Annotated in this window: 10 protein-coding genes; 5 read left to right on the top strand and 5 right to left on the bottom strand. The window is 51.0% G+C overall.

Going from position 1 to position 13,158, the window contains the following annotated elements; all coding sequences use genetic code 11:
* Nucleotides 1-107: 107 nt before the first annotated feature.
* The 5 genes from Q0Y02_RS06680 (at nucleotide 108) to Q0Y02_RS06660 (ending at nucleotide 7,061) form a co-directional block, all read left to right on the top strand.
* Complete coding sequence (locus Q0Y02_RS06680) at nucleotides 108-1,409, top strand: TolC family protein (protein ID WP_272974545.1); 1,302 nt, start codon at nucleotides 108-110, stop codon at nucleotides 1,407-1,409.
* Nucleotides 1,406-2,491 carry an efflux RND transporter periplasmic adaptor subunit gene (locus Q0Y02_RS06675; RefSeq protein WP_290500865.1) on the top strand — a complete coding sequence of 362 codons (1,086 nt, stop codon included), beginning with the start codon at nucleotides 1,406-1,408 and terminating at the stop codon, nucleotides 2,489-2,491. The genes Q0Y02_RS06680 and Q0Y02_RS06675 overlap by 4 nt, the downstream gene beginning before the upstream one ends.
* A 14-nt stretch (nucleotides 2,492-2,505) precedes the next feature.
* Nucleotides 2,506-5,607, top strand: coding sequence for a CusA/CzcA family heavy metal efflux RND transporter (locus Q0Y02_RS06670; RefSeq protein WP_272974543.1), 3,102 nt, complete (start codon nucleotides 2,506-2,508; stop codon nucleotides 5,605-5,607).
* A gap of 14 nt (nucleotides 5,608-5,621) precedes the next feature.
* The gene (locus tag Q0Y02_RS06665; RefSeq protein ID WP_272974542.1) at nucleotides 5,622-5,963 is read left to right on the top strand and encodes a P-II family nitrogen regulator; all 342 of its coding nucleotides are present in this window, start codon (nucleotides 5,622-5,624) and stop codon (nucleotides 5,961-5,963) included.
* Nucleotides 5,964-6,140: 177 nt separating this feature from the next.
* Nucleotides 6,141-7,061 carry a bile acid:sodium symporter family protein gene (locus Q0Y02_RS06660; RefSeq protein WP_272974541.1) on the top strand — a complete coding sequence of 307 codons (921 nt, stop codon included), beginning with the start codon at nucleotides 6,141-6,143 and terminating at the stop codon, nucleotides 7,059-7,061.
* Between the two features lie 215 nt (nucleotides 7,062-7,276).
* Here the strand turns inward: Q0Y02_RS06660 and Q0Y02_RS16275 are convergent, their stop codons facing one another.
* The 5 genes from Q0Y02_RS16275 to Q0Y02_RS06640 are packed head-to-tail and all read right to left on the bottom strand — an operon-like array spanning nucleotide 7,277 to nucleotide 13,155.
* Nucleotides 7,277-7,498 carry a hypothetical protein gene (locus Q0Y02_RS16275; RefSeq protein WP_366516910.1) on the bottom strand — a complete coding sequence of 74 codons (222 nt, stop codon included), beginning with the start codon at nucleotides 7,496-7,498 and terminating at the stop codon, nucleotides 7,277-7,279.
* 59 nt (nucleotides 7,499-7,557) lie between these two features.
* Nucleotides 7,558-8,433 (bottom strand): hypothetical protein, encoded by an 876-nt coding sequence (locus Q0Y02_RS06655; protein WP_297766211.1) that lies wholly within the window; start codon nucleotides 8,431-8,433, stop codon nucleotides 7,558-7,560.
* Complete coding sequence (locus Q0Y02_RS06650) at nucleotides 8,433-10,043, bottom strand: DUF3696 domain-containing protein (protein ID WP_297766207.1); 1,611 nt, start codon at nucleotides 10,041-10,043, stop codon at nucleotides 8,433-8,435. The genes Q0Y02_RS06655 and Q0Y02_RS06650 overlap by 1 nt, the downstream gene beginning before the upstream one ends.
* Nucleotides 10,040-10,903, bottom strand: coding sequence for a hypothetical protein (locus tag Q0Y02_RS06645; protein WP_297766204.1), 864 nt, complete (start codon nucleotides 10,901-10,903; stop codon nucleotides 10,040-10,042). Before Q0Y02_RS06645 ends, Q0Y02_RS06650 begins: the two co-directional genes overlap by 4 nt.
* Entirely contained in the window at nucleotides 10,900-13,155 is a 2,256-nt protein-coding gene (locus tag Q0Y02_RS06640; protein ID WP_297766201.1) for an AAA family ATPase, read from the bottom strand. Before Q0Y02_RS06640 ends, Q0Y02_RS06645 begins: the two co-directional genes overlap by 4 nt.
* Nucleotides 13,156-13,158: the final 3 nt, after the last annotated feature.

Raw genomic sequence — 13,158 nt, 5'->3', positions numbered from 1 at the left:
TCCAACCATAACCGTCCCCCGGTTCCCCCTCCCGATCAGCAACCGCTCGTCTGACGCTTTTCTGCGGCGACAATTGCCGCTCGACACAGTCTGAACGGGAGAATCCCATGTTTTACCGATTACGCGGCGCCTGCCTGTGGGCAGCAGCCATGGCGGCAGTGCTGGTATGGCAATCTGCCATGGCAACAGAGCCGCCAGAAACCAATACAGGGCAACGGATTTCCCTGCAAGAAGTCATAGCAGAGACCCTCGAAAAAAATCCAGGGCTCGCTACCTTCCCCTATCGATTACGTGCTGCTGATGCCGAAAAATTGCAGGCCAGTCTGATGCCACAGCCCTCCCTGTCTGTGGAGGCGGAAAACCTGGCCGGTGACGAGCCAGCTGATGGCATCAATGGCGCGGAAATAACCGTAGCACTGAGTCAGTTGATCGAACTTGGTGGCAAACGACGTCAACGTACCCAAGTGGCCAGCCTGTCGCTGGACAACACTCAACTCGCTTATGATCAGGCCCGGCTTGAGGTGCTTGGCGAAGCCGTGCGTCGTTATGTGATGCTGGCTGAAGCCCAGGAAAGGGTTGCACTGGCAGAACGAAGCTTGGCTTTGGCGCGGCAATCAGAAGCGGCCGCACGACGCCGGGTCAATGCGGGTGCGGCCCCGCAATCCGATCTTACCCGCCTGACCCTGGCCAGCCGCCAAGCCAGCATTGCTCTGCAACGCGCCCAGGTCAAACGCGATACCGCCAGCCAGCAGCTGGCTGCACTCTGGGGAGAAACGGGAGTCGCGGACCTGCTGCCAACTACCGCCCTGCGTCCCTTACCCACGCTTCCGCCACTGGCAGACATCAAGGCGCAACTGGAGCAGGCCCCTGACTTGCTGAGATTGGCCAACGAAACCCGCCTGCGTGAAGCCCAGATACGCCTGGCACAAGCCAATGGCCGACGCGACCTCGAAGTCACCCTGGGGGCTCGCCATGATCGGCTCAGCGACAACAACACCCTGGTCGCTGGATTTTCACTGCCATTAAACCTACGGAATCCCAATCGCGGCAACATTGCCCAGGCCCAGGCAGAACTGGCAGAAAGCCAGGCACAAAAGAAGGCACGCCGCATTGAGCTGGAAGCCACCCTGGAAGCCCTCTACCGAAACCTGAAGCTTATCCGCGAAGAACTGTCCCTGGTCGAGGACACCGCCCTGCCCCTTGCCCGGCAACTGTATCGCGATATTGAGCAAGGTTACCGGGCCGGCCGCTACAGCCTGCTTGATCTGACTAGTGCCCAGCAAGAGCAAGTTGCCCTTGAAGAGCGTGCCATTGCCCTAGCAGCTCGCTTCCACCAGCACCGTAACGAGATTGAACGCCTCACCGGCATGACGCTCTCCAACGCCGGTGAACAGGAGACCGCACAATGAAAATTATCCCACATCTGATGGCAACTCTACTGCTGGCTAGCTCCAGTACCGTCTATGCATCAGAACACCATGAAAAAGAAGAAAAAAAGCAACACGCTCAGCACGAATCAGGCTCGCCTGATGATCACCAGGATGGCCACGAAGAGGAGCACGAGGAAAGCCACGACGAAGAGCAACACGATAAGGATAACCATGGCGCACACAAAGAAGAGGACCGCGCAGCAGAAAATGGCCATGAGGACCACGGGAAAAGTGAAGAGCCCGAGCTGACATTTAGCGCCGAGCTGTTACGTGAATTCGGTGGTGAAATTGCGTCTGCCCAGGCCGGGGTGATTCACCAGCAAGTATCCCTGCCTGGGGAAGTGCGACTCAACGAGGAAGCCGTTGCCCACATCACTCCCCGTTTCGCGGCAAAAATCACCAAGGTACGGGCCAATATTGGTGACAATATTAAGGCTGGAGAAACCCTTGCGGCGGCAGAAAGCTCAGAAACACTGGTGCGTTTTTCGCTGAAATCCTTGATAGACGGCGTGGTGATCAAAAGACACGTGGCGACGGGCGAACATTTATCCCCTGACGACACCGCTTTCGTTGTCGCGGATTTATCAACTCTGTGGGTAGACATTGCCCTTTATCCGAAACAGATACCGCGCGTGAAAACCGGTCAACCTGTGCGCATCACAACCTCACACGGCCCAGCACCGGTCGACGCCCGTATCGATTATGTTGCCCCGCTGGTAGATGAAGGGACGCGTACCGGCCTAGCTCGCATCTTTCTCACCAACAAAAACCGAGAGTGGAAGCCTGGTATGTTCGTCGAGGCGACCATTACCGTCGGTAAATTCCCTGCAGCCGTGGTAGTACCCAGAAGCGCTGTTATTGATTTCGAAAACCAGCCCACCGTATTTGTGCGACAAGGGGAGCGCTGGCAACCACGAGCGGTCAAGCTTGGCCGCAATGACAGCGATCAGGTAGAAATATTGAAAGGCCTGGAAGCGGGTGAAAAATATGTCTCCAGGGGCGGCTTTGTGCTCAAAGCAGAGCTGCAGAAAAGCGAATTTGAATCAGGTCACAACCACTAACACAGGAGAACAGCATGCAAAGCATCATCCGTTTTGCGCTGGAGAACCGGCTGTTGGTGGTCGTGTTATCTCTGGCAACACTGATCGGCGGTTACTTCGCTTATCGCACCCTGCCTGTGGACGCCTACCCGGATATCTCACCGTCTCTGGTGCAGGTGTTCGTAGAAACCGAAGGGCTGGCACCGGAGGAAGTCGAAAAATACGTCACTTACCCCGTTGAAAGCGCCATGAATGGCTTGCCGAAACTGGATCACGTACGTTCGGTCTCTAACTTCGGTTTGTCGGTGGTAAATATCTATTTCGAGGACGGCACCGATATTTATTTCGCTCGACAGCTGGTGGGTGAGCGTCTGCAAGTTGCCCGTGAGTCAATTCCTGACGGCTTTGGGGAACCAGTCATGGGGCCGATCACCACCGGCCTCGGGCAGATTCTGTTTTATGTACTGGAAGATACTAGCGGCGAATACAACAATACCCAGCTGCGTGAAATCCAGGATTGGATCGTCAAGTTCAACCTGCAAACAGTCAAGGGAGTCACGGAAGTACTTTCCATTGGCGGCGAGGTAAAACAGTTTCAGGTCCGCGTGGACCCGGACGCCTTGATTCGTTACGACGTATCGCTACCGCAGATCAAGGAGCGCATCGAGGAGAACAACGCTAATGCCGGCGCCCAGTTTATTGTCAAGAACGATGAGGAGTACATCGTGCGGTCCGTGGGCCTCGCCACGGACCTGGCTTCACTGCGCAACATCGTGGTCAAAACCATCGACGGCACGCCCGTCTATCTGGAGCAGCTCGGCGAGCTCAAGATTGGTGGCGAGATTCGACGCGGACTTACCACCAAGGATGGCAACGGTGAAGTCGTTGTCGGCATGGTATTGAAGTTGATCGGCAGCAACACCTCCGAGGTGATCAATGCAGTCAAGAAGGAGCTGGCAACGATCAACGACAACCTCCCGAAAGGGATTGAGGTCCAGCCGTACTATGATCAGGCTACATTGGTGAAAGCCGCCGTAAGCACCGTAATCAACGCCTTGTTACAAGGGATCATTCTGGTAGCACTGGTCCTACTGGCCTTTATGGGAGGGCTACGCCCGAGCCTGGTAGTAGCGCTCTCCATACCCTTTTCTGTGGGCTTTACCTTCCTTGCCATGAAGTTCTTCGGCATTTCGGCAAACCTGATGTCACTGGGCGGGATAGCCATTGCCATTGGCATGATGGTGGACGGGGCGGTCGTAGTAGTGGAAAACGTTGATCGCATGCTGCGCGAATCCTCGCCGGATGAATCCCGTCTGCATATCGTCGCACGAGCCTGTCAGGCTGTTGCACGTCCGATCCTCTTCGCCATTAGTATTATTATCATCGTGTTCCTGCCCTTGTTTACCCTACAGGGCGTGGAAGGGGCAACGTTCCGACCGCTGGCCTATACCGTGGCGGTGGCTATGCTCGGTTCACTGATTTTCGCCCTTGTGGTTGCACCGGTGACCTCGTTATTGCTGATGAAACGCCCACAGAAACAAGATGATAAGCCGCGCAAGGACATCATCAGTTTTCTGATGAAAGGCTATCAGCCAATGGTGCAACTCATGGTCGCCCGTCGCTGGATCGCCGTAACTGTGGCCGGAGTGGTGTTGGCTGTAGGTATTGCAGTGGCGCCGTTTCTTGGGTCGGAGTTCGTGCCACGGCTGAACGAAGGCGACCTGCTGATCCGCGCCACCATGGCACCGTCCATTTCTCTGGAGAAAGCCGAAGACACCATCACCGTCTTCGAACGGCAGCTGAAGAAGGCGTTTCCCGAGGTAACCCAGGTGGTCTCACGCATTGGTCGTGGCGAGGTCGGCGCTCATGCCGACCCGGTCAATAATGCGGAGATTTTCGTCTCTCTCAAGCCACAGGAGGAATGGGTCAGCGCAGAATCCCTGGACGGGCTTTACGCAGCCATGAGCAAAAAGTTCGAGAATTTTCCCGGCGCCAAGTTCAACTTCACTCAGCCTATCGCCGCTGCGGTGGATGAACTGCTGACAGGCACCAAAGCAGAGCTTGCAGCCAAGCTGTTTGGTGATGATCTGGACGTGCTCGCCAAACAAGCCCAGGCCATTGAGCAGGTTATGCGCACAGTACCCGGTGCTCAGGATGTTCAGCGTGACCAAATCGGTGGCACACCGCAACTGCGCATCACCCTAAATCGCAACGCGATTGCTCGCTATGGCCTCAACGTCAGTGATGTTCAGAAAACCTTGAGCGTTGCCGTGGGTGGCAGTGAAGCCGGCCAGGTGTTTGAGGGAATCAGACGCTTCGATATTTATGTTCGCCTGGAGAAAAAATCACGCGATGAAGCGGATGTGATCCGGCAGCTGATCATCGAGAATGACGCAGGCCAGCGCATCCCGCTGGAAGAGCTGGCCAACATCGAGGAAGTGGTCGGCCCACGGCAGATCACGCGTGAGAATAATCAGCGATTCATAACCATTCAGACCAATGTACGTGAACGGGATATAGGCTCCTTTGTGGCCGAGGCCGATGCCGCCATTGCTGAGCAGGTCGATTTGCCACCTGGCTATTTTCTCAAGTGGGGCGGTCAGTTCGAGCTTCAACAACAGGCCAACAAAAGGTTGATGATTGTGGTACCGATCACCCTAGGCCTAGTGTTCCTCATGCTCTACGCGAACTTCAATTCACTGCGCAATGCCCTGCTGATCATGCTCAATATCCCGCTGGCCCTAGTGGGCGGCATTGTCGGATTGTGGTTGAGCGGCCAGAGTTTGTCGGTGCCCGCATCCGTGGGCTTCATCGCCTTGTTTGGCATCGCGCTGGAAAACGGCCTCGTACTGGTCAGTTATCTCAATGAGTTGGTCAGAGACGGGGTTCCCGTTGCAGAAGCCAGTGTGAGAGCTGCCTGCTCACGCCTGCGCGCCGTCATCATGACGGCAGTAACCACCGCCCTGGGGCTGTTCCCGCTGCTGTTTGCCAGTGGTACGGGCAGCGAGGTGCAGCGGCCATTGGCAACAGTTGTTGTTGGCGGCCTGGTAACCGCCACGCTGCTGACCTTACTTGTCCTCCCCGCACTCTATCAGTGGTTTGCCGACAAGCCCGCTGATATCGGCGCAAGCCACTAACTGGAGATAGTCACATGCAAGAGATAAAAGCCTACATCAAGCTCCACAAGGTGGAAGCGGTAACACTAGCCCTGCATCGGATCGATGGCGTTACCGGCATGAGCGTGTCGGAAGTGCGCGGTTTTGGGCGCAGTAAGGTGCATACCAGCGCGGCAAATCCGATTGACGGTGCCGCCGACTTCGTCAAACACGTTAAAGTTGAGGTGGTTTGCCACGATCAATACGTGGACGAGGTTGTACAGGCCTTCAAGTCCGAGGCCCACACGGGCCTGCGTGGTGATGGCCGCGTCTTCGTCAGTGACGTCAATCGCGCCATCAGGATCGAGGATGGCGCAGAGGATGATTCTGTAGTCTGAAAGAATGAGCGCCGATGCCAATCGGCGCTTAATGTTATGATCCGCCCGCCAAAACGCTCAGTTCAAGGGGCTATGGCGGGCCTCCCCCTCTCAGAAATCATCTAAAACAGCTCAAAAAAATTACCTGATAATGCCCCGCCGCCATCGGTTAAAAACCATCAATTGGAACTTGGAAATATGAGCCGACTAATCTCTTTCGTTGAGTCTCACCTCGTATGGTTTGTCATCGTTGCAGCTGGACTGGGATTAATAATACCGGAGACTGGGAATTTCTTTGCATCATTCATAGGACCATTACTTGCATTGTTAATGCTTGTTATCAGCCTGACGTTCGACGCCCATGATGTGCGATTGGTACTTCGTAAACCATCCAGGCAGTTTTTGGCACTGATCCTGGTTTATGGTCCAATGTCGATTGCCGGGTTGCTAACGGGTCGCCTCTTCTTTGGGAGCGGTTCACTGGCAGCAGGCCAGACTTTACTTGGCACACTGCCAACAGATGTATCGTCCCCTCTCCTCGTACTGATGGCACGAGGCAATATTGCCCTTGCTGCCGTTTTTAATGCAGTTAACACTGCGCTATCCCCTTTTATAGTTCCTTTCCTTTTTCTATGGCTTACAGGCATAAAACTGGAAGTCCCGCTCGGTTCGATCATTCTCGAACTGGTCTTGATTGTTCTCATCCCAACTATCATAGGTGTGAGCTTACGCACAGGATTTCCTACGTTCTTTGGACGACATGATTCCGCTTATGCCGGGCTTGGATCAATTATATATCTTTTGATATTGCTAGCCGTAGTCGGCCCCAACGCAGAGACTATCATTGGCTATGGCTGGTACGCTTTTGTGATTGCTGGCGCAGCCTTATTGCTGAACCTGATTGGTTATCTAGTAGGAATGGCATCACGATTGATAACCATTGACCGAAAAGAAGTCATTACATATATTTTTACTGTAAGTAAAAAAGAATTCAGCATCGCAGCTGCTTTTGTAGCCGCATCCGGATTACCCTCTGAAATAGCGATCCCAGCCGCTTTTTTTGCAGTGATTCAGATGATCACCTCACCTATTGCAGCCAAGATCCTGGCACGAGATTGAAAGCTCCCTGTTGATCGAATCCCTATTACAAATTCGAATTTTAAATATAGATCGAATTTTCTTAATGGCAGATAAATCGATACATCAGAGATCAAAGATTTACAAGAAAAATAGTCAAAGAATAGGTTTATTGATAAACACCAATAATACAAAGGTCTCAAAGGCAGAAACCAAGGCTGTTTCGAAGTATTTAGACTGAACGACTACACTAAATGCTACACATTCTGGTTAGGTAAGAGACCCAACACTAATCCATCTTTAATTACTGTCCGGGGATAGTTGACCACACTACGTACCCTAAACAGGGTCCAACCCAGTCCCTCCAGCACACCCCGGCGGATATTGTCGCGCTCACGGGCATAGACGGAGCTGTGATACATGGCGCCATCGCACTCGATGCACGCCAGATAAATGCCGGGCTTGTCGGGGTGAACAATCGGGTGGGGGGGTATCCAAGAAAATTGTCAATTTTCATATTATCACCGCACGATCGTAATCAGACCTCAAACACCACCTCAGCCTTTCCTGATTTTATCAATTCATCAAGTTCAGAAATCACTCCGGCGGCCTCGACTTTTGAAATCGAGTTATAGTTAGCCTTGTCAGCGTGAACACCTCTTTTCGTGGCCGGCATAAACCCTTGTCCGGACCTAATCGCCCCTGCCTCGGTTATAACATAGCGGTCATGGAAGCACTTATCAGGCACCACAACCCAAGACATGGACAGGTCATTAGGCATATTTTCTTTGTAGCATCGTTCAAAGATTGATTCTGCTCCTGGCGTCTGCATAGATGTAACAAAGCGAATACTGGAAACACCAAGAGCTTTGGCGTTAGTAAAAAGCTCAGATACCACTTTGTTATCTGCAAAAATGAAGTAAGGGTCAAGCAAGGTAAGCGAAGAGCTAATCACCATTAAAGAGACTAGCGGAGCCACGATATCTTTTTCATTTCGATCAACTGAAAGCGACCGACTTACCTGCCACTCTTCACAATCTGAGTTAATATCATCAACAGTAATACCGTCTATACGGTCAGACTCAGAAATCACAAATGAGAAGGGCCTCACTCTCTCCTGCTCAACATGCCAGTCAAACCAACCACCTCCCGATACACCTTTTCTATCCTCAGAAAGAAAGAAATATTCTTTCTTGACAGGAGACCTATATGCTTTATTAAGAAAGTTTTTAATCGATTGCTTTTTAACTGGAGGCAAGTCAGCATCTTGAGCGTACCTCATAGCCTCTTTTGCCCACGCTTTAACCTCAACGGATATGTAGCGGCCATGGTCATATCCAAAATGCTGCTTAATCAGTCCATAGTACTCCATGCTCCCCATGCAAGAAGGATCAAATGAGACTTCCTTGTACATTAAAAAAGCTCCTCGTCTCTTTCATCAAAGAAGCCGTCTGGCCAATCTTCCTCAAAATCGCCATCTCCAGTGATGTTGATTCTCTTGGTGACAACACCATCAGCCGTTGGAGATAAGTAAACTATGCTGACATCATCTGGACTTACTGACATACCCAAATATTCTTTCTCACGAATCCTTCTTAGAAGCCTTAGAACAATATGTTCGCTATGTGTCTCAATTAGATATGAGTGTTTGTTCTTTGAGTTTAAAAGCACATCAGCAAGCTCAACTTGGAGGCGAGGATGAATGTGAAGTTCAGGCTGTTCAACACTGACCAGTCCAGGTTTTTCTGAGCATGCCGCGACTACGATTGGAAGAACTTGGGAAATACCTGTTCCCAGCTGGCTAGCGGAGAGGTTAATCCCGGTTTTTAAGTCCTTGAAGTAGACATGTCGCTGCTCAAGAAAACCCAAGGAATCCGGATGCCTCCCTAAACCTGCGTATTCCGAAATAGACTTATTAACAATTTCATATCCAGCATCCAGCTTGTCTGACTGACAAAGCCATTCGCTGGTCTTCTTAATCAGGGCCTGGGCATCTTTATTTCGATTAGGGTTCCTTGAAAGCAGGTCCCATGCAGCTGCACCATCTACCCAGTCAGATTGGTCGGGATAGGGGTTGGGCGTATAATCACTGCCAGGAATAACTCGGAGCGGGCCGATAAACACTGTTTCCTTTAGCAATGCCAGCAGGCAATCAAGCGGCTCGACCAAAATTTGTGACAGGGTGTCCCGTACGACCAGATAGTCAAGATGCTTTTCCATATCATCTATATCTTTCCCTGCCAATCGCACATCGACATGACGACCAAGGAGAGGAATCGCACCATACCGGCATGTCAGCGCTATGTCCCCAAGCCGCTTGGAATGGGTAGTTATCCCCTCCGGGATTTTTGAGAGACCTAATGGCATTGAGTTCGGGTTTAAGCCATCAATGATTTCTTCAAATGCCGTCAAATATTCTCCCTGCATTATTGTGTGACTGTAGCTCTGCTCTTCTAACCACTCTTCATTAGCCTCAGGCTGCAGGATTGGATGATCCGTATTTAATTCAGATACCCGCGTATTTTTCAGGTCTTCACTGGAACTCACCTGGGCAACAAACTTGCCGTTGATCCATGTCCGGTAGTGACGAACATACGCTTGGGCGAATTGTTTCGACCATGCTACCTCGACCTCAATCGCTCCATTGTTGATGGAGCCGCCAATATCCGGCATTAATAGGAAGGAAAGCCCGAGATGAGAAGCAAGCTCTTCAACCTCTGATGCATAATCACCAAAAACGGTCTGACCTGCTTCGTAGTCAATCCGGATCTTTATGGGCCTCTCAAGGTCTTGAGAGAACACAAGAGACCGAAATCCCCCTACAGGCTTGTCACCAAGAGAGAAGAGCCTCTTGGGGTCACAATGGCCGTTTTCTAGAATCTCCTGGATGTAAGCGAGCGACATGAGGACTGTGCTCTTGCCAACACTATTGGGCCCAAAGAGCAGGGTGACGGGAGCAATGTCGATGGTCTGAGTTTCACCAAACGACCTGAAGTTGGTAAGCGATACACCAGTTATTCTCACACTTCACCCCGCTCAGCGTCTTCTGGAGTCACATTGACTGAAGCTCCGACAGTGGGCTCAGAAATGAGGGCCATTGTCATTCCAAGCACGGAAAGTGCCTGGGATCGTGTAAACGCCTCCCTTCCGTGCCCCCCAAGTTGACATACATTCTTCAACTGCTCTCTGAGACTAAGCAAACGCTCGATGGACGTCATGTCTTTGCGCGAACTCCCATGAGCCTTACGATTTGCCTCCGCAGCTTCTCGTTTGTCATCTCGCAGCTCCTCTATCGACTCGATGATATGACGACATTGCATGACCGCATCCTTGTAATGGCCGGTTTCGATGAACTCCTGCGCCTTACTTATAATGCTTTCTAGCTCATCAGAAACTGAGGGTAGCGGCACTTCAAACAGCACCGTCTTCCTAAAACCGGCTCTTTTCAGAGCGTTAAGCCAATGCTCTCTAGGTATAACAACGTCTGCCAAATCGAAGCTGGGAAGCAGGCCGTCACTCGATGTGGTTAAGGCCCTTAAGCCCACGTTTAGCTTCAAGTCTTGCTCTTGGCGGTAGTCTTCAATCGCGTTTACTTGCCCCTTAGTTAACACAAACTCAAAATTAACCTGCTCGCTGTTATTAGCGAAGTTATGGCACTGAACCACACGATTCGATGCTGGAGCAGCGGTGAGCAACGGCCTAACGGGATCGGAAAGGGAAAGGCTCAGGCTAATATCGAAAATGCTTACTGGAGCACTGCATGCCTGACGGCTACCGCGCAAAGTTAAATTGAAGGCATACGCACCTGCCGCCTCGCGCCCACTAACAGAAAGCTGATCAAACTCTATGATGTAGGCGCTATTGTGCTGTATGGATATTCTCATGAGGCATCTTCCGAGTTGACAGCCAACCTATCCTGTTGATTGCCATCATCGTTGGCCACTCCCATCATCATGTTGTAGTGGCCTAACTGACAGGCCTTTTCAAAAATGCTACGGAAGACACGAAGGTATGCTTCATTTTTTTGCTCGCCATGATTGATGTAAAGGTCATCATGGATAGAGTGAGAACCATCGTTGACCCAAGAAAAAAGCGACTGACAAATCAGCTTTTCCCGGCCCTCGAATAACGCACAGATCTCGTCTTTCCCCATGCCTCCCCACATGGTGAAGTAGTTCTCTAATATTCTCCGCAGGGTATTCTGGAGACTGATGCTTGAGACATTGGCGGACTTCACATCTTCCCAAAGCAGCTCATAGGCCGAACGTATCGGATTGGAACTGCAACGCTCGAGAATTGAACCTTGCTGCTGCTTCTTAACCAACCAAAAGCTTTCCTCATTGAGAACTCGATCTAAGGGCCTCACTCGATTGAAAGTGATTTCCTTATGGAAATAGACGTTGTGCGTGAGCAAAAACAGCTGCTTGATCCGCCCAGTTTGGCTTCTGACTTCCTCCATTACACCCTTGATAAGGCTACTGACGATATACAGGATATCGCTGTCCAGTGAAGATATGGGGTCGTCGAATACCACCACCCTGTTGGTAGTTATCCCTGAGGGGGATTGAGCACCTTTAATGAGGTAATAGAAATATAAGAAGGTTATGAAAGTCTTTTCGCCCTCACTCAGCGAGCGACTGGCATCGTCACCATTATCACGGACAATTTGATAGTGGCGGCCTCCATCAGCCTCTCCAAGATGAAACGAATGAAAGCCAAATTTATGCAACAACTCATTGATCGCCGTGATCGTTGGTTGAATTGACGTTGTTTGCTTTTCGAGCTCTTCAATGTGCTCCTTCAGCTCTCTACGCCGCCGTTGTTTTTCTCGCCGGCTGCCTTCCATGCCTTGAATTGTCCGGTTCAACTGATCCCTTTTTTCCTGATATTGCGACAAATCGTCCGTTAACTCGTTGAGCACATAGCGCCAGACCTGGGAGGTTAACCTCTGCTTCTCTGTCGCTATATTCGCCACCGTTTGGTTATGGCTAGAGGTCGCGTCATTTGCATCAGACACTGTCTTTTCCAGTCGTGCTAGCAATGGCTCAACAGGTTCGAGCTGGATTTTTCGACTTGGTTCGGCCAGCTTTTTGTCCAGAACTCCCAGATTTCCCTTAATCCGTTCAGACAAAGCCTGTGCTTCGGCATTGAACAGCTCCAGGTTCAAGAAAGGGTTACCTAACTCAACATTGCGCTGAATAGCAGCCAGTAACTGCTCGGCCGCTCTCTGGTAGTTAGCTTGAAGTGCCTTTAATGACCGAATGTCGTTATCATAGGCATCACTAAAAAATGACGCCAGGCTCTCGGAAAAATGGTGGTCTGTGGGCTGTTGGCAAAATGGACAGGTTTCCGGGTCTTGCTCATGGTACTTGAGGCCTTGTTTCACCCAATCACTACTCCCAAGACGCTCAATTAAAGCAGCAATATCGACGTCCTGATTACCTATGATGGCTTTCTGCAGTAGTCCATGGGACTCCAATTGTACGAGATTTCCCACTTCCAGATCCGCAGGATGTGACGCTCTCTCTAGGCCCTTTGAAAAAACCGTTCTGGCCTTTTCTTTTAATTCATCCAGTGTAAGCAGCTCCGCACTGTTCGAATCCCTTTCACTCAAAACCTTTTCTTTGAATTTTTCAGCATTGCTGCGTACGCCGCTAAATGCTTCTTGAAAATACCCATCGTGAAGTTGCTTCTGCTTAAAACATTTTTCACGCAATTCAGGTTCGAGGTCTGCTAGCTCATTTCGTTTACCAGGCTGATCATCTTCGCCATCAAGCTGATTGTTTAGACTGGCTATTTGGTCGTCAACCTTCTCTATTTCTGGCTGCAATCGCGCGATCTCACGCTCTGCCTCAACCTGGTTCTCACCAAGGGTAAATACGCCTTGTAGCGGGCTATCCTGATTAAAGTTTCTGTCAATAAAATCGCGGTTATAAACCATCACATCCAGGGGAGCACCACCCTGCCATACCAGTTGGCAATGACTATGTCCCTCAGTTTGCGCAATCACGCGGCTGATGGTGGTTTTCCCGGTACCATTGGCACCGAAAATATAGTTGATACTGCGCAGATCGCCGAGCGTTGCCGGATTTGAATAGGTTGCTACCGGTGGATTGATCTTGATTTCGCCGATCATACT

It is taken from the genome of uncultured Alcanivorax sp., from assembly GCF_947258575.1.
GTDB lineage: Bacteria > Pseudomonadota > Gammaproteobacteria > Pseudomonadales > Alcanivoracaceae > Alcanivorax.
Note: the sequence above shows the minus strand (reverse complement) of the source record. Positions and strands in the feature narration are given on the sequence as shown.

What these genes read in the sequence shown, in the direction of transcription:
- Q0Y02_RS06655 (WP_297766211.1), bottom strand. Translation starts at nt 8,433, where the DNA reads ATGTACAAGGAAGTCTCATTTGATCCTTCTTGCATGGGGAGCATGGAG.
- Q0Y02_RS06675 (WP_290500865.1), top strand. Translation starts at nt 1,406, where the DNA reads ATGAAAATTATCCCACATCTGATGGCAACTCTACTGCTGGCTAGCTCC.
- Q0Y02_RS06665 (WP_272974542.1), top strand. Translation starts at nt 5,622, where the DNA reads ATGCAAGAGATAAAAGCCTACATCAAGCTCCACAAGGTGGAAGCGGTA.
- Q0Y02_RS06645 (WP_297766204.1), bottom strand. Translation starts at nt 10,903, where the DNA reads ATGAGAATATCCATACAGCACAATAGCGCCTACATCATAGAGTTTGAT.
- Q0Y02_RS06660 (WP_272974541.1), top strand. Translation starts at nt 6,141, where the DNA reads ATGAGCCGACTAATCTCTTTCGTTGAGTCTCACCTCGTATGGTTTGTC.
- Q0Y02_RS06640 (WP_297766201.1), bottom strand. Translation starts at nt 13,155, where the DNA reads ATGATCGGCGAAATCAAGATCAATCCACCGGTAGCAACCTATTCAAAT.
- Q0Y02_RS06670 (WP_272974543.1), top strand. Translation starts at nt 2,506, where the DNA reads ATGCAAAGCATCATCCGTTTTGCGCTGGAGAACCGGCTGTTGGTGGTC.
- Q0Y02_RS06680 (WP_272974545.1), top strand. Translation starts at nt 108, where the DNA reads ATGTTTTACCGATTACGCGGCGCCTGCCTGTGGGCAGCAGCCATGGCG.